Source organism: Streptomyces sp. NPDC026377, assembly GCF_055567715.1.
This window is the reverse complement of the sequence record NZ_JBVHPV010000013.1, coordinates 88,277-110,218: the sequence shown is the minus strand read 5'-3', so window position 1 is coordinate 110,218 and position 21,942 is coordinate 88,277. Positions and strand designations below refer to the sequence as shown.

At 71.6% G+C, this 21,942-nt stretch carries 17 protein-coding genes; 7 read left to right on the top strand and 10 right to left on the bottom strand.

The features are described from left to right. Positions 1–21 precede the first annotated feature (21 nt). Entirely contained in the window at positions 22–786 is a 765-nt protein-coding gene (locus ACZ4MU_RS25155) for an SDR family oxidoreductase (RefSeq protein ID WP_467880662.1), read from the bottom strand. Between the two features lie 174 nt (positions 787–960). Continuing rightward, entirely contained in the window at positions 961–3,150 is a 2,190-nt protein-coding gene (locus tag ACZ4MU_RS25150; RefSeq protein ID WP_467880659.1) for an MMPL family transporter, read from the bottom strand. A 238-nt stretch (positions 3,151–3,388) separates the two neighbouring features. On the opposite strand from ACZ4MU_RS25150, the gene ACZ4MU_RS25145 reads away from it, so the two are divergent. The 7 genes from ACZ4MU_RS25145 (at position 3,389) to ACZ4MU_RS25115 (ending at position 12,070) form a co-directional block, all read left to right on the top strand. Continuing rightward, positions 3,389–4,324 (top strand): sigma-70 family RNA polymerase sigma factor, encoded by a 936-nt coding sequence (locus ACZ4MU_RS25145; protein WP_467880656.1) that lies wholly within the window; start codon positions 3,389–3,391, stop codon positions 4,322–4,324. Positions 4,325–5,160: 836 nt separating this feature from the next. Beyond that, complete coding sequence (locus tag ACZ4MU_RS25140) at positions 5,161–5,511, top strand: 4Fe-4S dicluster-binding protein (protein WP_467880654.1); 351 nt, start codon at positions 5,161–5,163, stop codon at positions 5,509–5,511. After that, positions 5,508–7,427 carry a hypothetical protein gene (locus tag ACZ4MU_RS25135; protein ID WP_467880651.1) on the top strand — a complete coding sequence of 640 codons (1,920 nt, stop codon included), beginning with the start codon at positions 5,508–5,510 and terminating at the stop codon, positions 7,425–7,427. Before ACZ4MU_RS25140 ends, ACZ4MU_RS25135 begins: the two co-directional genes overlap by 4 nt. Before the next feature lie 33 nt (positions 7,428–7,460). Then, complete coding sequence (locus tag ACZ4MU_RS25130; RefSeq protein WP_467880649.1) at positions 7,461–8,840, top strand: amidase; 1,380 nt, start codon at positions 7,461–7,463, stop codon at positions 8,838–8,840. A 3-nt stretch (positions 8,841–8,843) separates the two neighbouring features. Continuing rightward, positions 8,844–10,346 carry a glutamine synthetase family protein gene (locus ACZ4MU_RS25125; protein ID WP_467880646.1) on the top strand — a complete coding sequence of 501 codons (1,503 nt, stop codon included), beginning with the start codon at positions 8,844–8,846 and terminating at the stop codon, positions 10,344–10,346. Positions 10,347–10,398: 52 nt separating this feature from the next. Then, positions 10,399–11,685, top strand: coding sequence for an adenylosuccinate lyase (purB, locus tag ACZ4MU_RS25120; RefSeq protein WP_467880643.1), 1,287 nt, complete (start codon positions 10,399–10,401; stop codon positions 11,683–11,685). Continuing rightward, positions 11,669–12,070: a GNAT family N-acetyltransferase gene (locus ACZ4MU_RS25115; RefSeq protein WP_467880641.1), complete on the top strand. Its 402-nt coding sequence runs from the start codon at positions 11,669–11,671 to the stop codon at positions 12,068–12,070. Before purB ends, ACZ4MU_RS25115 begins: the two co-directional genes overlap by 17 nt. 329 nt (positions 12,071–12,399) lie before the next feature. Here ACZ4MU_RS25115 and ACZ4MU_RS25110 read toward each other — a convergent pair whose 3' ends face one another. The 8 genes from ACZ4MU_RS25110 to ACZ4MU_RS25075 all read right to left on the bottom strand — a co-directional run bounded on the left by ACZ4MU_RS25110 (position 12,400) and on the right by ACZ4MU_RS25075 (position 21,942). Beyond that, positions 12,400–13,200, bottom strand: a complete 801-nt coding sequence (locus tag ACZ4MU_RS25110; protein ID WP_371655131.1) for a response regulator transcription factor — start codon at positions 13,198–13,200, stop codon at positions 12,400–12,402. 717 nt (positions 13,201–13,917) lie between these two features. Further along, entirely contained in the window at positions 13,918–14,232 is a 315-nt protein-coding gene (locus tag ACZ4MU_RS25105) for an acyl-CoA carboxylase epsilon subunit (RefSeq protein ID WP_467880638.1), read from the bottom strand. A 28-nt stretch (positions 14,233–14,260) separates the two neighbouring features. Beyond that, a complete protein-coding gene (locus tag ACZ4MU_RS25100; RefSeq protein ID WP_467880636.1) occupies positions 14,261–15,844 on the bottom strand; it encodes an acyl-CoA carboxylase subunit beta in 1,584 nt (527 codons plus the stop codon). A gap of 56 nt (positions 15,845–15,900) precedes the next feature. Next, on the bottom strand, positions 15,901–16,572 hold the full coding sequence (locus tag ACZ4MU_RS25095; protein WP_467880633.1) for a 4'-phosphopantetheinyl transferase family protein: 672 nt from the start codon (positions 16,570–16,572) through the stop codon (positions 15,901–15,903). Then, positions 16,569–17,855, bottom strand: a complete 1,287-nt coding sequence (locus ACZ4MU_RS25090; RefSeq protein WP_467880630.1) for an MFS transporter — start codon at positions 17,853–17,855, stop codon at positions 16,569–16,571. The genes ACZ4MU_RS25095 and ACZ4MU_RS25090 overlap by 4 nt, the downstream gene beginning before the upstream one ends. Before the next feature lie 12 nt (positions 17,856–17,867). Next, positions 17,868–18,746, bottom strand: a complete 879-nt coding sequence (locus tag ACZ4MU_RS25085; protein ID WP_467880628.1) for an alpha/beta hydrolase — start codon at positions 18,744–18,746, stop codon at positions 17,868–17,870. Between the two features lie 130 nt (positions 18,747–18,876). Continuing rightward, on the bottom strand, positions 18,877–20,364 hold the full coding sequence (locus ACZ4MU_RS25080) for an FAD-dependent monooxygenase (RefSeq protein WP_467880625.1): 1,488 nt from the start codon (positions 20,362–20,364) through the stop codon (positions 18,877–18,879). 102 nt (positions 20,365–20,466) lie between these two features. Further along, entirely contained in the window at positions 20,467–21,942 is a 1,476-nt protein-coding gene (locus ACZ4MU_RS25075; RefSeq protein WP_467880622.1) for an FAD-dependent monooxygenase, read from the bottom strand.

Sequence of the window (21,942 nt, the reverse complement as noted above, 5' to 3'; positions counted from 1 at the left end):
CCTCGTCCCTCCGGGCCGCTCTCACCCCAGCCTGGCGGCCAGGAACTCCTCCCAGGTCACCCGGGCCGTGTCGTACCCGTCGCGCGGGCCCTTGGGCAGCAGGCCGCCCGCCCGGATCCTCCCCAGGCCCGGCATCCACACCGGGACCACCGGAGAGCCGCGGTGGACGGCCTTGAGGTACGCGCGGATCATCGCGACCGCGTCGGTGGCCTGCGGCCCCACCAGGTCGGGCACCCGCCCGGCCGGCTTGTCCAGGGCCAGCTCGGCGAGCCGGGACGCCACCTCCTCGGGGTCGATCGGCTGCACCCTGAAGCCCGCGGGCACCGGGACCAGCGGCAGCTTCTTCGCCTTCTGCGCCCCGTTGAGGATGAAGTCGTAGAACTGGGTGACGCGCAGCAGCGTCCACGGCACCTGGGAGGCGGTCACCACCCGCTCCGACTCCAGCTTCGACTTGAAGTAGCCGAACGAGACGTCCTCGACGCCGACGATGGAGATGTAGACGAGGTGCGCGACCCCCGCCGCCTCGGCCGCGCGGACCAGGTTGCGGGTGGCGTCGGCGTCACCCTTCTTGTCACTGGCGCAGTGCACGAGCGTGCCCACGCCCTCGACCGCGGGGCCGATGCCCTGGTCCTTGGCTAGGTCGCCGGTCACGTAGGTGACACCGTTCTCGGCCGGGCGGCTCTTCCTGCTGAGCACCCGGACGTCGGCGCCGGCGTCCCGCAGCCGCGAGACGACCAGGCGTCCCAGCGTGCCCGTGCCGCCGGTCACCAGGATGGGCGACGTCATGGCTCCTCCTTCGTTGAAGTGTCGCCACACTGACGATCCGGCCCGCGAAAGTGTGACGTCCGGGCTGCGGACCGGCCCCGGACACGCCACGGGCGCACCGCTTCCCCCAGGGAAGCGGTGCGCCCGCGATCGAGGGCCGCACAGGACGAGCGGCACACGCTCGTCCGTACGGGGTCAGCCCAGTCGCGCCGATTCGGCGCGCGGCCCGACCGGGAGGTCCGCCTCGTCGCGCTCGGGGTGGCCCGGGCGCCAGAACTTCGGCCCCAGCTCCAGCGCGAGCGCGGGAATCAGCAGGCTGCGGACGATGAACGTGTCCAGCAGGATGCCGACCGCCACGAGCAGGCCCTGCTGGAGCGAGGCCACCGTCGGGATGGCCGCCAGGACGCTGAAGGTGGCGGCGAGGACGAGACCCGCCGAGGTGATCACACCGCCGGTGACGGTGAGGCTGGTGAGGACGCCGTCGCGGTGGCCGCGCTTGCCGACCTCCTCACGGGCCCGGGTCATCAGGAAGATGGTGTAGTCGACACCGAGGGCGACCAGGAACAGGAAGCCGAACAGCAGCAGCCCCCGGTCGATCCGCGGATACCCCACCGCGTGGAACAGCAGGGCCGCCGAGCCCACCGCCGCGGTGTACGAGAGCACCACCGACAGCAGCAGCATCAGCGGTGCCACCAGGGCCCGCAGCAGGATGATCAGCATGATCAGGACCACCGCGAGGATCAGCGGGATCAGCACCTTCTCCTCCTTGCCCTGGGCGTCGGAGGTGTCGAGCGCGATCGCCGTCTGCCCGCCGACCACCGCGTCCTGGGCCTCGCCGGGGGCGCGGTCGAGCGCGGTGCGCATCCGGTCGACGGTCTTGCGGGCGGCCTCGGTGTCGGGCGCGTTCTTCAGGACGGACTCGATGTGGGTCCAGCCGTTCCTGGACGCCACGGTGGTCGCCTTGGTGACTCCGGGCACGCCCTGGACCGTGGAGAGCGCGGTGGCCGCGCCCGCGTCCTTGACGTACACGTCGGCGGGCGCCGAGGAGCCGGCCGGGAAGTGCTCGCTCAGCAGCTCCTGGCCCGCCACCGAGTCGACCTTCTTGGTGAACTGCTCGGCCTGGGTCTGGCCGGTGGACAGCGACATCGCCCCGAACGCCAGGGCGCCGAGCACCAGGACCGTACCGATCCAGATCGGGCGCGGCCTGCGGCCCACGAAGCCGGAGATCCGTCCCCAGAACCCGTGCTCCTTCTCGACGCTCGCGTCCACGTACTGCGCCGAGTAGCGCGGGGTGAACGGCCAGAACACCCAGCGGCCCAGGATGACCAGGAACGCGGGCAGCAGCGTGGTCATCGCGAAGTAGACGATGACCACACCGAGGGCGACCACCGGGCCGAGGCCGCGGGTGGAGTTCATGGAGCCGAACACCAGGCAGAGGGTGGCGATGCCCACGGTCGCCGCGGAGGCGGTGATCGCGGGCAGGCAGCGGCGCAGCGCGTACACCATCGCCTCGTGGCGGTCCTCGTGGCGGTGCAGCTCCTCGCGGTAGCGCGCGATCAGCAGCAGCGCGTAGTCGGTGCCGACGCCCAGGACCAGGACGATCAGCACATAGGCGCTCTGGCCGTTGACCGTGAGCCCCGCGTGTTTGGCGAGGAGGTAGACGACGGCGCTGGCGACCTGGCTGGCCAGGCCCACCGAGAGCAGCGGGATCAGCCACAGGATGGGGCTGCGGTAGGTGAACAGCAGGAAGATCGCGACGAGTCCGAGCGTGGCGGCCATCAGGGCGCCGTCCATACCGGAGTAGACATCGATGAAGTCGGCGATGCTGCCGGCCGGGCCCGTGATCCTGACGTCGAGGCCGTCCGGCGCGTCCTTCTGCGCCGCCTTGCGCAGGTCCTTCACCCCGTCGCCGAGGACGCTGTTGTCACTCTTGTCCGACTTGATGGGGACGCTGAGGAAGGCGGCCTTGTTGTCCGAGGCGACCGTGACCGGCGGGATCTCCGCCGCGGCGACCTTGTCCGTCACGAACCGGGCGCGGTCGGCGTTGACCTTGGCCAGGTCGGCGCCGCTCAGGCCTTCGTCGCGCGCGTAGACGACGACCGCGCCGAGGCGGCCCTTGTCCTGGAAGTAGTCCTCGGCGATCTTCACCGCCTTCGTCGCCTGCGCGTTCTTCGGCAACCAGGTCTGGGCCTCGTTGTTCTGGACGTCACCGAGCTTGGCCGCGAGGGACCCGCCCACGCCGATGAGCAGCACCCACAGCACGAGGACCGCCCACTTGGAGCGGCGGCCGGCCACGGCCCCCGCGTACTTGTGGGCGAACGACGTCGTCGATGGGGGCGGCGGCTCCTCGGTGGACTGCCTCGGTGTTGGAGGATGCGTCGTCATGACTGCTCGCTAAGGGTCGGGAGTCCTGCGCGGCCGTGGGGCGCTCAGGGCTCGTTCGAACTCGGTCTGTTCGAGGGGCCTCCCCTGTACGACCCGATCGCCTCGACTCGATCGGGGTACCTCTTCCTGTCACATGAGCTGGGTTTTGTTCGTCACTGCTATGACGGAACGTGGCCAGAGGGTGTGACCGTGACGCGTTCGTCACTCACTGACGGAGCGCGACGAAGGAATGTGACCGATGGACGACGGCGAATGGCTGGCGCGGCGTTTCGAGGAGAGCCGACCGCATCTGCGGGCCGTGGCGTACCGGATGCTGGGCTCGCTGAACGAGGCCGACGAAGCCGTCGAGGAAGCGTGGTTACAGATCATCGACAGCGGCGACGACGCCACGGACGAGGGGGTCCGGGGCCTGCCCGCATGGTTGATGACGGTGGTCGCCAACGTCTCCCTCGACCGGCTGCGCTCGCGCAGGACGGTCCTGCCCGATGTGCTGCTGCCGCGGGTGCCCGCCGCGCGCCGGGCGCCGGACGACCTGGCGGGCCCGGTGCCGGACGCGCTGGCGGCCGACCTGGCCCGAATGGGCCCGGCCCACCAGGAGTTGCTGGCGGAGTCGGTGGGTCTCGCGCTGCTGGTGGTCCTGGAGACGCTGGACCCGGCGGAGCGGATGGCGTTCGTCCTGCACGACCTGTTCGGACTCCCCTACGAGGAGATCGCGCCCATCGTCGGCGCCGCCGGGGCCGACGCCGCCCGCGAACTGGCGGGCCGGGCACGGGTGCGGGTGCAGAGCCTCGACCCGCTGCCCGAGGCGGGCCCGGACCGGCTGCGGCGGATCGTGGACTCCTTCCTCACCGCCTCGCGCGGCGGTGACTTCGACACCCTGGTCGCCATGCTCGACCCGGACGTGGTGCTGCGCGCCGACGCGGAGGCGGTGGCGGCGGGCGCGCCGGGCGCCGAGGTGCGGGGCGCTGCCTCGGTGGCCAGGACCTTCTCGGGGCGGGCCCGTTACGCCCGACTGGCGCTGGTGGACGGGGCCGTGGGCGCGGTGTGGGCGCCGCGCGGCCGGCCCCGGGTGGTCTTCGGCTTCACGGTCGTCGACGAGCGGATCACCGGAATCGACATGCGGGCCGCCCCCGACCGGCTCAGCCGGACGGATCTGACGATCCTGGGCGAGTGAGGGGGCGCCGGCCCGGCGCACTGTGAGCAGCCGTCGAAACGGCGTCCGCCACCATCGCGGCGCGTCACCGGGAGGGAGACCCGGTGGCGCGCCGTCGGCGTGCGTCCGGCGCGCGGACCGCGTACCGCCGGCCCCGGCGCCGCCCACCCGTCGCCGCCGCCCGCACAGCTGCCTCGTTGAACAATTGACTTTCCAGGGAAATCCTCCCCCGCTTTCCGCCCGGAGACCCGGGCGCCTCTTACCGGGTGGCGTCGATCACTTTATTGCGCCGAGGAGATCAAGGGATTCCCTTTTCCCTGCCCCCGGTCCGGCGAGGTGAAATGCGCACATGAATGGGGAGCGGACACCGCGCCCGTAATCCGGTGCGATGACGCCGGTGAGCAGTAGCGCTCCGAGTTGCCCCGCGAGAGCGTGCGCGCAAGGTGTTCGACTGCGAAAGTTCCGCGGTTGCACGGGCGCGCCTCACGTATACCTTCGTACGAGGCGTCCGCCGCGGCTGCGGCCCCCGGACCGCCACTCCGTCCCCGCTCCCCCGGTCATCGCAGGTCAGCGACGTCTCCTCGGGGGCCTGCGGGCCGTATGGGCCGCGCCTGCGGGGTGCTGACTTGAGCATATTGCATCCCCTTGCCCCACCGGGGATTATCAGGAGTCCGCGCGATTCAAGATTCCCTCCAGCAGGAATCCACCACATGTTTTGTTCCGCGCCTGCACACCGCTCGCCCGCCGTTCCCATGAAGCGGGCCTCCGTGTAATTCTGGCCGACGTCGCCATGGTGCGGCGCGCTATTGATGCTCTCTTACGTGGTCACGAGCGAAACAGGACAAGAGGGGGGCCACATGCCCACGAATACGTCTGACGACTCACTCGACGAGGTGGAAGGCTCGGTATCCGGGCGCGACAAGGTGATCGCCGAGCGCAAGCGCAGCGAGACCTGGAAGAAGCCGCCGCGCCGCATCGAGCGGGCCGAGTGCATCACCTGCGACACCTGCCTGCGTGCCTGCCCGCCGGAGTTCAACGCCATCTTCGACAACGGGCTCGACGTCGTCATCATCCCCGAGCTCTGCTCGGGCTGCCCCAAGTGCGTCCTGGAGTGCCCCGTCGACTGCATCTACGTGGACGAGGACTGGACCCCGACGTCCGACGAGATGTGGAATCACATCGGGCTTACCGCTGAGGGTGTGTCATGACAAGTTCCGCCGAACGCAACGGCACGTCGCGCCGGGCCGTCAACGCCAAGAAGCGGCAGAGCCGCCGGCCCAGCCGCCTGGGCGCGGTCGCCGGTGCCACGCCGAAGCCGGACCGCGTCAAGGACGAGGAGGCCGGCTTCCCCACCCTCCTGAAGAACGCCTGGGAGAAGGCCGTCGAGGCCCGGGACCTGCGGACCTCGGTGAACACCCTGCTCACCCTGGACGGCCATGTCCCCGCCGACGTCCAGCTGCGCGCGCTGCGCACCGCGGACGAGGCGGCGCTCAAGGTGCTCTGCGGCATCTCGTGGCGCGAGGAGAACCTGCCCGCCCCGGTGCGCGACTCGCAGGAGCGCCCCGCGTTCCTGGGCGAGCTGGGCCTGACCACCACCGGCCGCATCGTCGTCCGCGTCCCCTCCCAGGGCTCGCTGGCCGACGAGGAGAATTTGGTCGACGGCGTGATGAGCGTGCCGTGGTCGGCGCAGGACCTGCTCGACTACGAGAGCGAGGTCAACCGCGCCGCCGCCCGCTACGCCGACCAGGTCGTCGACTGCCGCCAGTGGCTGGCCGCGCTCGGCACCCCGGCCCGCGACGAACTCCTGGAGACCGTACGGGAGTCGGCGCTGCGCACCGCCCCCTTCGTCCTCCACCAGGAGGGGAAGCTCTACACCAACTTCCGCGAGGGCAACAACCTCATCGGCAAGACCCTGTGGGCGGGCCACCCCAGCGAGACGTTCAGCAATCTGCTCGGCGTCGAGATGGAGCGCTGGTCCGACCACGACGCGATGCTGGTCGTCTGCCTCACCCTGCTCGTACGGTCGGCGGGCGCCGGCCGCATCGAGGAGGCCAACGGCACCCAGCTCAGCCTGGACCACCTCGCGTATCTGCTGGAGCGCACCCGGCGCAACTACAACGCGGTGCCCGGCGGCGAGCCGGTCCCGGCCGCGCCCACCCACCGGGTCGAGGCGCTCAACACGCTGGCGAAGGCGCTGCGCGAGCGGCGCGTCGGGCACGTCCTGCCCAACGCCCAGCTCTACCGCGAGATCCACGGCGCGCTGATGCACAAGATCGAGCGCCTGGCCGGGCCGTACGGCGAGGAGTCGATGCGGCGCGAGGCGGAACTCACCGAGCGGCTGCGCGAGCGGCTCCCGGTCACCGGTTCCGCCTTCGGGGAGCTGAGCGCGAGCCTGACCGCCTCCCCGGAGTGGCTGGCCCGCCCGTACGGCGACTTCGGCACCGGGCTGGAAGCCCTGGTGTACGAGACGGTGGCCGCCGCGACCGACGTCTTCGAGGCCGACTTCGCGATGAGCCGCGGCATGCGCTCGCTGCCCGAGCTGATGCGGGCCCTGCGCGAGCAGAGCTACGCCGAGATCACCAAGTGGGACATCACCGACTTCTTCTGCTGTGTGGTGCCCGCCCCCGCGGCCAAGCGCTACTTCGAGGACTCGGTGCCCCAACTCGCCGATACCGCCTGGGCGATGTCGTCGCGGATGCAGTACAACTCCTGGCACTTCATCGCCGGCAACCTGCCCAAGGTGCCCGCCGTGGTGGAGCGCGACCACTTCATCCCGCCGACCATCCCGGACGTCGCCTTCTACTCCGACCAGCACCACCACGGCCATGTCGCGGCCAAGGTGCGCTTCAGCATCCGCAGCCCGCAGGCCGTCGAGGTACTGGGCCGGAAGTTCAACGGGTTCATGGACCTGCGCCTGCTGCGCTGCGAGGGCCGGCCGTTCGACGAGAGCGACCTGCTCGCCGCCCACCGGACCTCCGCCTTCATCGCCAGCGCCATGAGCGCCGCCGCCGCCCTGGTGGCCGCGGGCGAGGACATCGAGGTCACCGCCTTCGACTCCGAGTGGCACCTCAGGTCGGTCCAGGCCGCGGCGGCGGGCGCCAGGCAGCCGCACCCGGTGTCGTGACCGGCGTCCCACCTGTCCTTCCAAGGAGATCCGTTGACCTCCATCGGTGACATACGCGAGCTGCTCGCCCGGGGCGAGCTCACCGCGGCCGAGCACGTCCAGTCGGTCCTCACCGCCATCCAGAAGACCGACATCGAGCTCGGGGCGTTCGTCTCGGTCGCGGGCGACGAGGCCGTACGGGAGGCCGAGCTGGCCGACGCGCGGATCCGGGAGCTCGGCCGGGCGGCGTTCGAGCGGCAGCCGCTGCTCGGCATCACCGTCTCGGTGAAGGACCTGATCCAGACCGGGGGCCTGCCCACCGCCCGCGGCTCCCTCCTGGAGAACCGGCGGCCCCGGGCCGACGCGCCCTCGGTGGCACGGCTGCGGGCCGCCGGGGCGATCGTGGTGGGCAAGACCACGACGTCGGAGTACGGCTGGAGCGCCTCCACGGTGAGCCGGGTGGCGCCGCCCACCCGCAACCCGTGGGACCCCCAGCTCACCGCCGGCGGCTCCAGCGGCGGCGCCGCGGCCGCGGTGGCGGCGGGCCTGGGCTCGGGGGCGCTGGGCACCGACGGCGCGGGCTCCATCCGCATCCCCGCCGCGTTCTGCGGGGTCGTCGGCTACAAGCCCTCGTTCGCCAAGGTGCCCTATGTGCCCGCCTGCGCCGACCGGCTCTCCCACCAGGGCCCGATCGCGCGGACCGTGCCGGACGTCGTCGAGCTCGCCTCCGTGATGACCGGCGGGCACCCGGGCGACCCGGACTCGCTGATCGGCACGGTCGACCTGCCCGGCCAGCGCCGCTCGCTGCGGATCGGCTGGATCGAGTTCCCGGGGACCTCCGCGGAGGTGCGCCGGGTCAGCGAGCAGGCGCTGCCCGCGCTGGAGGCCCAGGGCCACCGCGTCGAGCGGATCGAGGTGCCCTTCCGCGACCCGTATCCGGCGCTCGTCGACATCCTCGCCGCCAGCGACGCCGCCTCCACCTCGCCCGCCGACGAGGAGTGGTGCGACCCGGGCCGCCTCGCGATCGTCCGCCACGGGCGCACGCTCAGCGGCGCGGCCGTGATGCGGGCCGAGGAGGTGCGCCTGGCGCTGCGCACCACCCTGCACGAGATCTTCGGCAGGTACGACCTGCTGGCCATGGCCACCGTGCCCATCGAGCCGTTCGACCCGCACGCGATCGGCCCCCAGTGGGCGAGCCGTCCACAGGACCTGCTCTGGCTGGCGTGGACACCCGCCACGTATCCCTTCAATATGACTGGCCAGCCGGCCGTTTCCCTCCCGGCCGGGCTCACCCGCGCCGGACTCCCGGTGGGACTCCAACTCGTGGGTCCGTTCGGGGCGGACGATCTGGTCCTGTCAGCGGCACGCCGTCTCGAGGCGGACCTCGGTCCCCTGCCGGCCGCACCGGACCGAGTAACCGAAAGGATCCTGTAACCCATGTTCTCCCGGTCGTGGTCCCGCCCCTTCTCCGAGTCGGGCGGCGTCGGACGCCCCGCGTTCGTCACCGAGTTCGGCCTCTGGAGCGATGAACAGGCCGCCGCCGCCGAGCAGATCGAGGCCTCGCTGAACGAGGTCGACCTCGTCCGCCTGGCCTTCGGCGACCCGCACGGTCTGGCCCGCTCCAAGACGCTCACCGTCGAGGCGTTCCGCTCGGTCCTGCGCAACGGCATGGACTTCAGCTCGGGGCCCTTCATCTTCGACACCGGTCACGCGGCGGCGCTCGACTACCTCGCCGACCCGGGCGTCGGCGTCGACGAGATCGCGGGCGCGGGCAGCTTCGTACTGGTGCCGGACCCGCTGACCTTCCAGATCCTGCCGCACGAGGGGCCGCGCACCGCCTGGGTGCTGGGCGACGAGTACCTGCGCGACGGCTCCCCGCACCCGCTCTCCGCCCGCAACGTGCTGCGCCAGGTCCTCGCCCGCTACGCTGCCCGCGACCTCACCCCGGTGCTGGGCCTGGAGGTCGAGTGGTACCTCACCAAGCGGCTGCCCGGCCCTCCCGGGAACGCGGGCAACGGCTTCGGCCTCCAGGGCGCGGCCCCGCAGGTCGAGGCGGTGAACTCGGGCTACCAGTTCAACCTGGACTCCCACTACGACTCCGTCGCCCACTTCACCAGCCCGCTCGCCATGAAGCTCCTCGGACTCGGCCTGCCGCTGCGGTCGATCGAGCACGAGTCGGGCCCGGGTCAGATCGAGACCACCTTCAACCCGATGCACGCGATGGACACCGCAGACGCGATGCTGCTGTTCCGCACCGTGGTCAAGCAGACCGCGGCGCGCCAGGGCTACCACGCCACCTTCATGTCCCTGCCGCGCGTCGACAGCTTCGACCCGAGCGGCTGGCACCTGCACCAGTCGGTGATGGACGCCGACGGCCGCAACGTCTTCGCGGCCGAGGGCGGCGGCATCTCGGACCGGGGCCGGGCGTACATCGACGGCCTGCTGGCCCGCGCCCGCGACCTGTGTCTGCTCTCGGTGCCCACGGTCAACGGCTACCGCCGCCTCAGCTCGGAGTTCTCGCTCTCGCCGACCCGGATCGGCTGGAGCCACGAGGACCGCAGCGTGATGCTCCGCGTCGTCGGCGGCGGCTCGGCGACCCACGTCGAGAACCGGACCGGCGAGCCCACCGCCAACCCCTACCTCGCCATCGCGGCCCAGCTCTCCGCGGGCTTCGACGGGCTCACCGCCCCCGCGGGCACGGCCCGGCGCCCGGCCGGCGCCGAGGGCGCGCACGAGACGCTGCCGCAGTCCCTCGACGAGGCCCTGGAGGCCTTCCGGGCCGGTGAGGGCGCCGAGCTGCTCGGCAAGCCGCTCGCCGCCACACTGGCCAAGCTGAAGGCGAGCGAGGTCTCCCGCTTCGAGGCCTGGCGCGCCCAGGAGCGGCCCGCCGAGGGTCAGGTCACCGAGTGGGAGCAGCGCGAATACTTCGAGGCCTACTGATGCCCCGTCCGAACCACCTGTCCACGAGCTCACCCTGGGGGTGCTGGCCCATATGATTCCCCGCTATACCCTGCCCGCGATGGCGGACATCTTCTCGGACCAGGCGCGGTACGCGACCTGGGTCCGGGTGGAGATCCTCGCCTCCGAGGCCCAGGTGCGCCTGGGCCGGGTGCCCGAGGACGCCGTCGAGGACATGCGGCGGGCCCCGGTCCCGACGCCCGAGCGGGTGCAGGAGATCGAGCGGGAGCGGGACCACGAAGTGCTCTCGTTCCTCGCCGCCTACTGCGAGGGCATCCCCGACGAGTCGGCCCGCTGGGTCCACCTCGGCATGACGAGCTACGACCTCGTCGACACCTCCCTCGGGTACAACCTGGCCCGCGCCACCGACCTGGTCCTCGCGGCCGGGGTGGAGCTGCGCAGGGTCCTGGTCGAGCGGGCCCTGGAGCACTGGGAGACGGTCATCGTCGGCCGCACCCACGGCGTGCACGCCGAGCCGACCTCCTTCGGCCACAAGCTGGCGCAGTTCGCGTTCTCCGTGGACCGCTCGCTCACCCGCCTCAAGGCGGCCCGCAAGGCGGTGGCCGTCGGCACCATCTCCGGCTCGGTCGGCACCTACGCGCTGATCGACCCCTCGGTGGAGGCGTACGTCTGCGAGGAGCTCGGGCTGGGCGTGGAGCCGGCGCCGAGCCAGGTCGTGGCCCGCGACCGGCACGCCCAGCTGCTCCAGGCCGTCGCCCTGCTGGGCGCGAGCATCGAGCAGATCGCCCTGGAGCTGCGGCTGCTCCAGCGCACCGAGGTCCGCGAGGTGGAGGAGCAGCGCACCTCCGCCTACCAGGGCTCCAGCGCCATGCCGCACAAGCGCAACCCCACCACCAGCGAGCGGCTGAACGGTCTGGCGCGGCTGCTGCGCGGGTACGCGGCCACCGCGCTGGAGAACGTGGCGCTGTGGCACGAGCGCGATCTGGCCCACCAGTCGGTGGAGCGGGTGATCCTGCCCGACGCGCTGGCGGTCGGGCACTTCCAGGCCACCATGGCGACGCAGCTCGTACGCGACCTCAAGGTCTTCCCGGACCGGATGCGGGCGGGCATCGACCGCACCGACGGGCTGGTGTTCAGCTCCGCAGTCCTCGCCGACCTGCTGGCCGACGGGGTGGAGCGGGAGAAGGCCTACCGCGCCGTCCAGGCCGCCGCGAACCGTACGATCGCCACCGGCGAGCACTTCGGGGACACGCTGCGCCAGGAGGGCATGGACATCGGCCAGCTGCGCCCAGAGCGTTTCCTCGTCAACCACGGCGTGATTCTCGATCGATTGGAGCAACTTCGTGACCTGGAAGATTGAGCGTGTGGAGGGTGCCGACCTGGACCTGGAGGAGGTCCTGGAGGTCTACCGCTCCTCCGGTCTCGGTGAGCGCCGTCCGATCGAGGACGTGGAGCGGTTCGCCGCCATGGTGCGCAACGCCAATCTCGTGGTCGTGGCCCGCGAGGAGGGCAGGCTCATCGGGATCGCGCGCAGCATCTCCGACTTCAGCTACGCGACGTACCTCTCGGACATCGCGGTGAGCGGGGACCACCAGCGCTCGGGCATCGGGCGGGCCCTGATCGACGCCACCCGGCAGGAGGCGCCGCGGGCGAAGGTGATCCTGCTGTCGGCGCCGGCGGCCGTGGAGTACTACCCGCACATCGGGTTCACGCAGCACAACTCCGCCTGGGTTCTCAACCCGTAGGAAAGCGGCGGCAGTTCACTGCCGAGGCCCCCGCGCCGGCCGAGCCGGTCCGCGGGGGCCTTGTCCGTGTCCGGGGGCCTTGTCTGTGTCCGGGAGCCTTTCCCGTGTCCGGGGGTGTGCGAGGCCGATGTTGCACGCCATGGATATCGCGGTGGATTCCTGGTAGAGGAACGGGGCCTCCGGGGCAATCACTTCACCCCGAAGACCCCGGCCCAGAACCGTCTCACCCCGGGCGGCCATTCACGGCGGCCCTCCGAAAGAATTCCTTGGACATATGACGGTTGTTCAACTTGTTTTTCTCTTGTTACGGCCGGGGCGAAAGGCGGAAATTACCCGTTGCCCAGCTTGAAACCGACCCCGCGCACGGTAATGATCCAACCGCTGTCGCCGAGCTTCCCGCGGAGACTGCTGACATGAGTGTCGACAGTGCGTCGCGACCATGAGTCACCCCATACCTGCTGGAGCAGGCGCTTGCGCGGAATGACCGTGTCCGGATGCGAGGCGAGCAGGCAGAGCAGATCGAATTCCTTGCGGGTCAGCCCCACCTCACGGCCGTCCAGGCTCACCTCGCGGGAGCTCACGTCAATGCGCAACCGCCCGTGCAAGATCTCTCTGGCAACGGGCGGCTGGAACCTCGCTCGGCGCATGACGGCTTCGATCCGTGCCATTAATTCGCGGAAGCCGTAGGGCTTGACCACATAGTCGTCCGCGCCGGCCTGGAGCCCGAGGACACAGTCGAGCTCGGAGCCGCGGGCCGTCACGATGATGACCGGGATGCCGCTGACCGAGCGGATGGCCCGGCAGACCTCCAGGCCGTCGAGGTCCGGCAGTTCCAGGTCCAGCAGCACGAGGTCGACGTCCTCGTACGCCTGCAGGGCGGTGCTTCCGCTCTTCACGCCGATGGCTTCGTGGCCGTGTCTGCGCAGTCGGCACACCAGGGACTCCGCGCCGTCGACGTCGCTGTCGACCACGAGGATCCGCCGGCCCCGGGAGAGGCCCGCCACCCTGCGTACCGCCTCCGACACGCCCTCTTCGATCAGGTGTGGTCCCCCTGGACCACGCTGGACAGGTATATGAGGCTCCAGCACTGCCTCTGACGAACTCTGAGTCATGCCTCCCCCGCGAGTCATGTCCCTCCCCCATCTGAGTGAGTCCACTATGAGATCCGATCCGGATCTCACCGACGAACAACGACGAACCTACAGACCGCTGCTACGGAATTCAAAGAGGTTCGAGCAAATAACAAATAAACTGTGTCGGTTATTGAGCGAGATCGGACAGGGCGCCCTCTTCGTTTCCCTACGTGATCACGGCCGTGAGCCCTCGTCAACCAGTCCTCGCCATGCGGAAGCGGAACACTGGCAGGTCCGTTGATTCAACCAAGGGTAACTCGCCGCGACTCGCATAATCCGGCCATCTTGGCGCGCCTCTGACGTTGACGACGCCATGACATGATGTTGCCCACAGCGGCCTGGAGGTTTACGGAATGAGGGCGGGTCTATTGACGGCGAGTTGAATAACAGGTGTCCAAGTGGCGTCTTGGTGGGCGATGGCCTGAATAGGCTGGTACTGCGCCTCAGTCGGGCGCGTCCCGCGCCTCCCAGCGCTCCCTGTGATCGGGCTGTAGCTTGCAGTACGCCAACACCTGCATGACGAAGACCCCCATTCACCGCACAGAATGGTCGTCGGGGAGAGTGTGTGTCAAGTAAAGTCCGGCGGCCTGAACAGCGGTGCGCCCCGGGCGGGACCGCCCCGCCAGGGACGGCCCCGCCCGGGGCGCCGCACTCCGCTCGTCACGCGGAATACGCTTCTGCGGACCCTAATTGACGGCCCGTCAGTAATTTTTGTCAGGCGAGCACCGGGCCGCCGGCCCGCCAGGTGCGCGGGCCGTCGAAGCCCGTCGCCCGGTCGGTGCGGCGCCAGCTCGCCGAGCGCCGCTGCCGGGGGATCATCACCCGGGCCGCCTCGGCCCGCGCCTCCATGGCGGAGAAGTGCGCGAAGAACAGCGCGGCAAGCGCCGCCAGTTCCGCTGGATCCGGATTGCCGCGCTCCACTCTCAGCAGCTCACGGCAGTGCTCCAGGGTCATCCCGGCGCTCTCGGCGGCGGTCTCGGCGGGCTCGGTGATCTCGGTGGGTCCGGTGATCCGGGTCATCTCGCTCATGTCGGTCCCCTCATCTCGGAAGTCGGGCCTACTGGGGCGGGTTGCCGTGCTTGCGGCGCGGCAGTTCGGCGTCCTTGGCGATGAGCATCGCGACCGAACGGCACAGCACCGAGCGGGTCTCGCGCGGGTCGATGACGTCGTCGACCAGACCGCGCTCCGCCGCGAAGTAGGGGTGCACCAGCTCGTTCTTGTACTCCTCGATCTTCTGGGCGCGCATCTCGTCGGGGTCGTCGGCCGCGGCGATCTCCCGGCGGAAGACCACGTTCGCCGCGCCCTCGGCGCCCATCACCGCGATCTCGTTGGTGGGCCAGGCGAACGCCAGGTCCGCGCCGATGGAGCGCGAGTCCATCACGATGTAGGCACCGCCGTACGCCTTGCGCAGCACCACCGAGATACGGGGCACGGTCGCGTTGCAGTACGCGTAGAGCAGCTTCGCGCCGCGCCGGATGATGCCGTCGTGCTCCTGGTCCACGCCCGGCAGGAAGCCGGGAACATCGACGAGGGTGATCAGCGGGATGCTGAAGGAGTCGCAGAACTGGACGAACCGCGCGCCCTTCTCGCTCGCCTTGATGTCCAGGACGCCCGCCATCGCCGAGGGCTGGTTGGCGACGATGCCGACGACATGGCCGTCTAGGCGGGCCAGCGCGACGACCAGGTTCGGCGCCCAGTTGGCGTGGATCTCCATGTACTCGCCCTCGTCGACGAGCTCCTCGATCACCGAGCGCACGTCGTAGGAGCGGTTGCCGTCGGCCGGCACCAGGTCGAGCAGGGCCGTGCCCTCGCGGTCCACCGGGTCCGAGGTCTGGGCCAGCGGCGGCATCTCCCGGTTGTTGGACGGCAGCAGCGACAGCAGATAGCGGACCTCGGCGAGGCAGGTCTCCTCGTCGTCGTACGCGAAGTGGGCCACGCCCGAGACCCCGGCGTGCACGTCCGCGCCGCCGAGCCCGTTCTGGCTGATCTCCTCGCCGGTCACCGCCTGCACCACGTCCGGGCCGGTGATGAACATCTGCGAGGTCTCGCGGACCATGAAGACGAAGTCGGTCAGGGCGGGCGAGTACGCGGCGCCGCCCGCGCACGGCCCCAGCATCACCGAGATCTGCGGGATCACCCCGCTGGCCCGGGTGTTGCGCTGGAAGATGCCGCCGTACCCGGCCAGCGCCGAGACGCCCTCCTGAATGCGGGCGCCGGCGCCGTCGTTCAGGGACACCAGCGGCGCCCCGGCCGCGATGGCCATGTCCATCAACTTGTGGATCTTGGAGGCGTGGGCCTCGCCGAGCGCGCCGCCGAAGATCCGGAAGTCGTGCGCGTAGACGAAGACCGTACGGCCCTCGACCGTGCCCCAGCCGGTGATGACACCGTCGGTGTACGGCTTCTTCGCCTCCAGGCCGAAGCCGGTCGCCCGGTGCCTGCGCAACTGCTCGACCTCGGTGAAGCTGCCCTTGTCCAGGAGCAGTTCGATGCGCTCGCGCGCGGTCAGCTTGCCCTTGGCGTGCTGCGCCTCGGTCGCCTTGTCGCTGGGGCCGCGGACGGCCTGCTCCTTGCGCTCGCTCAGTTCGTCCAGCCGGTCGGTGACCTCGCCAGAGGACGGTGTGGTCGGCGTGGTCGGCGTCATGTGGTGTTCCCCCTGTAGGTTGCGGATCCTTGGTGCGGAAGCGACTGCCTGCACGGTCACGTCGGGTGGTGGCGCAGTGCGGCCGCCGCGGCGTAGCCCGGCTGTACGGGTACGTTGCGCACCGTCCAGCCGTGCGGGCGGTCCGGGGCGTCGCGGTCGCCCAGGTAGTCCGCCGCGGGTGAGCGGGTGAGTCCGGTGCCCAGGCCCTTGAGGTAGGCCTCCTTGCGGGTCCACAGCCGGGCGAACGCCACCGTCCGCTCGGCCGCGGGCAGCGCGCGCAGCTCCTCGCGCTCCCGCGGGTGCAGCCGTGGCAGCACCATCTCGACGGCCTCGGGCGACGGGACGCGCTGGACGTCCACGCCCACCGGGGCCGCCGCGACCCCGATGGCGATCAGGCCGTGGCTGTGCGAGAGGTTGAAGTGGAGCGGCACGGGCGGATCGATCAGCCGCGGCTTGCCGTACGGGTCCTCGCCGCGGCCCAGGACGAGCCGGCCGGGCTCCAGACCGGTGTACGCGGCGAGCAGTCCGCGCAGGGTGGCGTGCGCGGTCACGTACTGGATCCGGTCGCGCGCGGACACGTACGAGGCGGCGCGCGCCTCCTCCATCGCGTCCAGCGCCTTCATCAGCGGGCACACCGGCGCCACCTCCTCGGCGGGCGGCCGGAAGACCAGCAGGTGCAGCCGCCCCGCCGCGGGGGCCGCCCGCAGCGGCGTACGGGTCGCGTTCACCGGCCCACCGCCTCGTGGACGGTGCCGTCCCGTCCGTCGCTCTGAGACGTCTCCAGGGGCTTGCCGGGCCCGGTGCGGCCGGGGCGGCGGTCGTACGCCAGCGCGGTGAGCGCCGCCGCCAGCGAGACCAGGCCGCCCACGTAGAACCCCGAGCGGGCGCCCAGGTGCTCGGCGAGCCAGCCGATGAGCAGCGAGCCGAGCGGAGTCGAGCCCTGGAGGATCAGGGTGTACAGCGCCATCACCCGGCCCCGGTACTGCGGGTCGCTGCCGAGCTGGACGCGGTGGTTGACGGCCTGGACGAAGAAGATGGTGGCGCCGCCGGTGAGCGAGAGCAGCACGAGCGCGGCGGCGAAGTCCGGCGCCAGGCCCGCCGCCGTCTCCAGGACCGCGAAGACCAGCGCCGCGCCCACCACCAGACGGCTGGAGGGGCGGCCGCGGCGCGCGGTGGTGGCGAACGCGGCGATCAGTGAACCCGCCGCGAAGGCGGTGGTGAGCAGTCCGAAGGAGGCCGCGTCGGCGTGGAAGACGGTCCTGGCGTACAGCGGCAGGGTGAGCTGGAAGTTGAGCCCGAAGAGGGAGATCACCCCGACGAGGAGCAGCGGCAGCTTCAGGTCCGGGCGCCCGGCGACGTACCGGAGCCCGTCGACCACCCGGGGCCGGGTGTCCTGCCGGGCGCCGATCAGGAGCTCGCCGGGCCGCATCATCCGCAGCCCGGCCACGGTCGCCAGATAGCTGACGGAGTTGAACAGCATCACCCAGCCCGTGCCGAAGCCGGTGATGAGCAGCCCCGCGAGGGCGGGTCCGACCACCCGCGCGGTGTTGAAGTACGCGGCGCTCAACGCCGAGGCGTTGGGCAGCAGTTCGGGGCCCACCAGCTCGCTCACGAACGACATCCGGGTCGGGACCTCGACGGCGTTGACGACCCCGAGGCCCAGCGCGCACAGCCAGATGTGCCACAGCTGGACGACGTCCGCGAACGCCAGCACCGCCAGGACCAGCGCGAGCACGCCGGACGCCAGGTTGGCGCAGGTCAGCAGCAGCCGCTTGTCGTAGCGGTCGGCGAGGCGGCCGCCGTAGAGGGTGAGCAGCAGCAGGGGCGTGAACTGGAGCGCGGTGACGACGCCGAGGGCGGTGCCGGAGTTGTCGGCCAGGCCGAGGACGATCCAGTCCTGGGCCACGACCATCATCCAGGTGCCCGCGACGGAGACGACCTGCCCGGCTGCGAAGAGCCGGAAGTTCCGTACGGCCAGGGAGCGGAAAGGGTGGGCGAAAGTGCTGGTCATAGGCTCGGATGCTCAGGCATCGCGTCCCGCCCTGGTGATGCAGTCCTCCAGGAACGCGAGCGTGCGCAGGTGGTAGGAGCGGGCCGCCCAGCCGAGGCTGATGTTGTGGCCGGCGTCCGGCTGGCGGTCGACGACGATGCGGGGTGCGGAGGTGAGCTGGGCGGCGAGGTCGGCCAGGTCCTGCTCGCCGTGGAGCCACCAGCCCTCGTGCTCGGCGAAGGTGAGCCGGACGGGGATGCGCACCCGCGGCGCCAGGGCCGCGAACAGCTCGGGCCAGCGCGGCAGTTCGTCCGCCTCGCGCTCCGGCATCGGCGCCACCAGGGTGCCGCTGCTGCGGAAGGTGTTCGGCGGGTAGAGCCGCAGCGGCCCCCAGTGCCGGGCGATGTGCTTGAGGCCCTTGCGGATCACGCCCGGGGTGACGGCGTAGCGGTGGCCGCAGCCGGAGATGTCCAGGCCGAGAAGGCCGTCGCCGGTGCAGTGGGCGGCGGCGGAGAGCGCCAGCTTGCCGCCGAAGGAGTGGGCGACGAGCAGGACGCCCGCGCCGGTGGGGTGCTTGGCGGTGAAGTCGTCGATCCCGGCGCGCAGCACATCGGTCTGCTCGGCGACGGTGAGGCCCTCGGGCAGCTGGGCGGCGGAGCGCCCGTACCCGGGCCGGTCGACGGCCAGGACGGTGTAGCCGAGCCGGGCGCCCAGGGTGAGCAGCGACAGCTCGGGGTGGGCCTGGCCGTCGAAGTACCCGGCGTTCATGCCGCCGCCGTGGACGGCGACGACGGTGGCGCGGGGAGCGCCTTCCGGCTCGCACAGCAGCGCGGACAGGGTGACACCGCCCGCGTCCAGGGTGATCCTGCGGACGCCCTGGGAGACGGCGCCCGGTGCGAGCGTGCTTTCCATCAATGCCCCCGTTTGCGTTGAGGTTCGTTTCGCCGCGGCCCCGTGCCCCTGAAGGGGCACGGGGAACTGCGCGACCAGCCACCGACGGCCCGCAGACGCGAAACCGCCTTCACCACCGGGCTCTCCCGCGTCACGACCCCGCCGGACCGAACCACTGCCCGAGGGCGGCCTCCAGGGCCGAAGCGTCGTCCCCGGCCCAGGCGACATATCCATCCGGCCGTACGAGCACGGCACCCGCACCCGCGAGCGGGTCGCTGCCGCCGTCCACCGGCTTGGCCGAGGCCGTGACGACGTCGACCCGTCCCTGCCACGCGGCGGCGGCGTCCCGTACGGACGAGGAGTCGCCCAGATCGAGCAGCACCCCGCGAGCCGCGTGCAGCACCTGCGTGGTGCTGGTCTCCCCCGCCGCCCCCACCAGCGTGCGCGGCGGGATCCGCCGTCCCACCAGCGGGTGCCCGCCGCCCAGCTCGTACCGGATGTCCAGGCCGCTGACGATGCCCGCGAGGTGCCGCTTGACGTCGTCGTACTGGATGAGCTCGCCGAAGAGCTGGCGCAGCGGGTCCGCCTCGGGGCCGCCGAGGAAGACCATTCCCTGCGCCCGGGTGTTCATCAGCAGCCGCGCGCCCACCGGGTGGCGCTCGCCGTGGTAGGTGTCGAGCAGCCCCTCCGGCGCCGTCCCGGCGATCTCCGCGGCCAGCTTCCAGCCGAGGTTGGCCGCGTCCTGGACACCGGTGCTCAGGCCCTGGCCACCGGCCGGGAGGTGGATGTGGGCGGCGTCGCCGACCAGCAGGACCCGGCCGCGCCGGTACTGAGAGGCCTGGCGGGTGGCGTCGCTGAAGAAGCTGACCCACTCGGCGCCGCCGTGCGAGATGTCCTCACCGGTGATCGACTTCCAGGCGGCGGCGACCTCCTCGAAGGAGACCGACTCGCCGCTGGCGCGCGCGGGCGCGTTGTCGGGGCAGACGATGATCCGGTCGACGCCCGGGGCGAGCGGGGCCGCCATCACCATGCCGTTGTTCAGCCGCTCCCCCAGGAAGCGCGGGCGCAGCTCGCAGCCGGTGACGTCGGCGAGGAACATCGCCCGCGTGGCCGAGGTGCCCGGGAAGTCGAACCCGGCGGCCTCGCGCACCACGCTGCGCCCGCCGTCGGCGCCCACCAGGTAGGAGGCGCGCAGCTTGCGTACCGCGTGGGGCGTCTGGACGGTGATCTCGACGTCGTCGCCGTCCACGAAGCCGTCGGTCAGCCCCAGGAACTCCCAGCCGCGCCGGATGTCGACGCCCAGCTCCCGCGCCCACTCCTCCAGGACCGCCTCGGTCTTGTACTGCGGGATGCCGCGCGCCCCGAAGTGCCCGCCCTCCAGGACGGTGTAGTCGAACTGCACACCGCCGAAGTGGCCCATCGGGCTGATCTCCAGCGTCTCGCCCTGGCCGAACCGGGGCAGCAGCCCGCGCTGGTCGAAGATCTCCATGGCGCGGGCGGTGAAGCCCAGGCCCCGGGACTGCCCGGTGGGCTTCGCCAGCCGTTCGACGACGACGACCCGGGCCCCGCCCAGGCGCAGCTCGCCGGCGAGCATGAGACCGGTCGGACCCGCGCCGACGATGATGACATCGGTGTCCACGGCTGTCCCCTCCATAGTGTTCCCTTTCCTGGACGTGCCCGGTGGTTCCCTGTCCTGCTGTGGAGTCGTACGGTCGTGCGCGGGGGCGGGGTGGTACGGGAGTCAGCGCGCGGGGCCGAACCAGCGCTCCAGGGCCTCGCTCAGCCCGGCGCCGTCGGTGTCCGGCGCGCCCGCCCAGGCCACGTGGCCGTCGGGGCGGACCAGGACGGCGCCCACGCCGTGGAGGGCGCCGTCCTTCTCCGGCGCGGCCGGGACCGCGGTGACCCGGTCGGCCCAGCCGGAGGTGTCCGGCAGCGCCGCACCGCCGCCGGACAGATCGAGGAGCACACCGCGTGCGGTGCGCAGCAACCGGGCCGTGCGCACCGGGCCTTCACCGGTGGCCAGACCCGCGTCCGGCAGCCGGGCGCCGAGCAGCGGGTGCCCGGGGCCGCCGACGTCGTAGCGGATGTCGAGACCGCTGATCATCCCGGCGAGGTGCGCCCGGACGTCGTCGTGGGTGAGGAGCTCGGTGAGGACCGAGCGCAGGGGCTCGACCTCGGGGCCGCCGAGCAGCAGGGTCGCCTGCGCCCTGATGTTGGACAGGACGCGCCGGCCGACCTCGTGGCGCTCGGTGTGGTAGGTGTCGAGCAGGGTCTCGGGGGCCGTGCCGCGCAGGTGCAGGGCCAGCTTCCAGCCCAGATTGAAGGCGTCCTGGAGACCCAGGTTGAGGGCCTGGCCGCCGATGGGCATCTGGCGGTGGGCCGCGTCCCCGGCGAAGAGGATCCTGCCGTGGCGGTAGCGGGTGAGCTGGCGGTTGGCATCGCCGAAGGAGTTCGCCCACAGCGGTGTCCCGCCGCTGATGTCCTCACCGGTGACGCGCTTCCAGACGGCGGCGATCTCGCCGAACTCCGGGTCGGCGGTGCGGGGTTCGGCGTGGGAGCCGAACTCGTGCACCATCACCCGGGTCACCCCGTCCCGGGTCGCCGCGATGGCGAGTCCGGCCGGCAGCCGCTCGAAGCGGCGGTTGGGAATGGTGACGCCGGCGACGTCCGCACGCAGCAGCTCGCGGCCGGCGTCGTCGCCGGGGAACTCGGCCCCGATGAGGCGGCGCACGGTGGAGTCCTCGCCGTCGCACCCGACGAGGAAGCCACCGCGCACCACGACCGTGCCGTTGGGCCCGGCCGCCGTCGCCTCGACGTACCCGCCCCGGTCGGCGACCTCCCGCAGCTCGTGGCCGCGCCGCAGGTCCACGCCGAGCGAGAGCACCCACTCCTGGAGCAGGGCCTCGGTCCGGGTCTGAGGCATCTTCCACTGCCCGGGGTAGGGGCTGGGCAGGGTGAGGTCCATCGGGATGCCGCCGAAGTGGCCGCGCGGCTCGTTCGGCGGCGTCCCGAAGACGTCGAGCAGGCCGCGGCTGTCCAGGAGCTCCATGGTGCGGGCGTGCAGCGTGGAGGCCCTGGACTCCGTGGTGGGAGCGGCCCGCTGTTCCAGGACGACCACCTCGGCGCCGCCGAGGCGCAGCTCACCGGCGAGCAGGAGCCCGACGGGGCCTGCGCCGACGACGACGACCTGGGTGTCGAGGCGGTCCGTGGTGGTCAT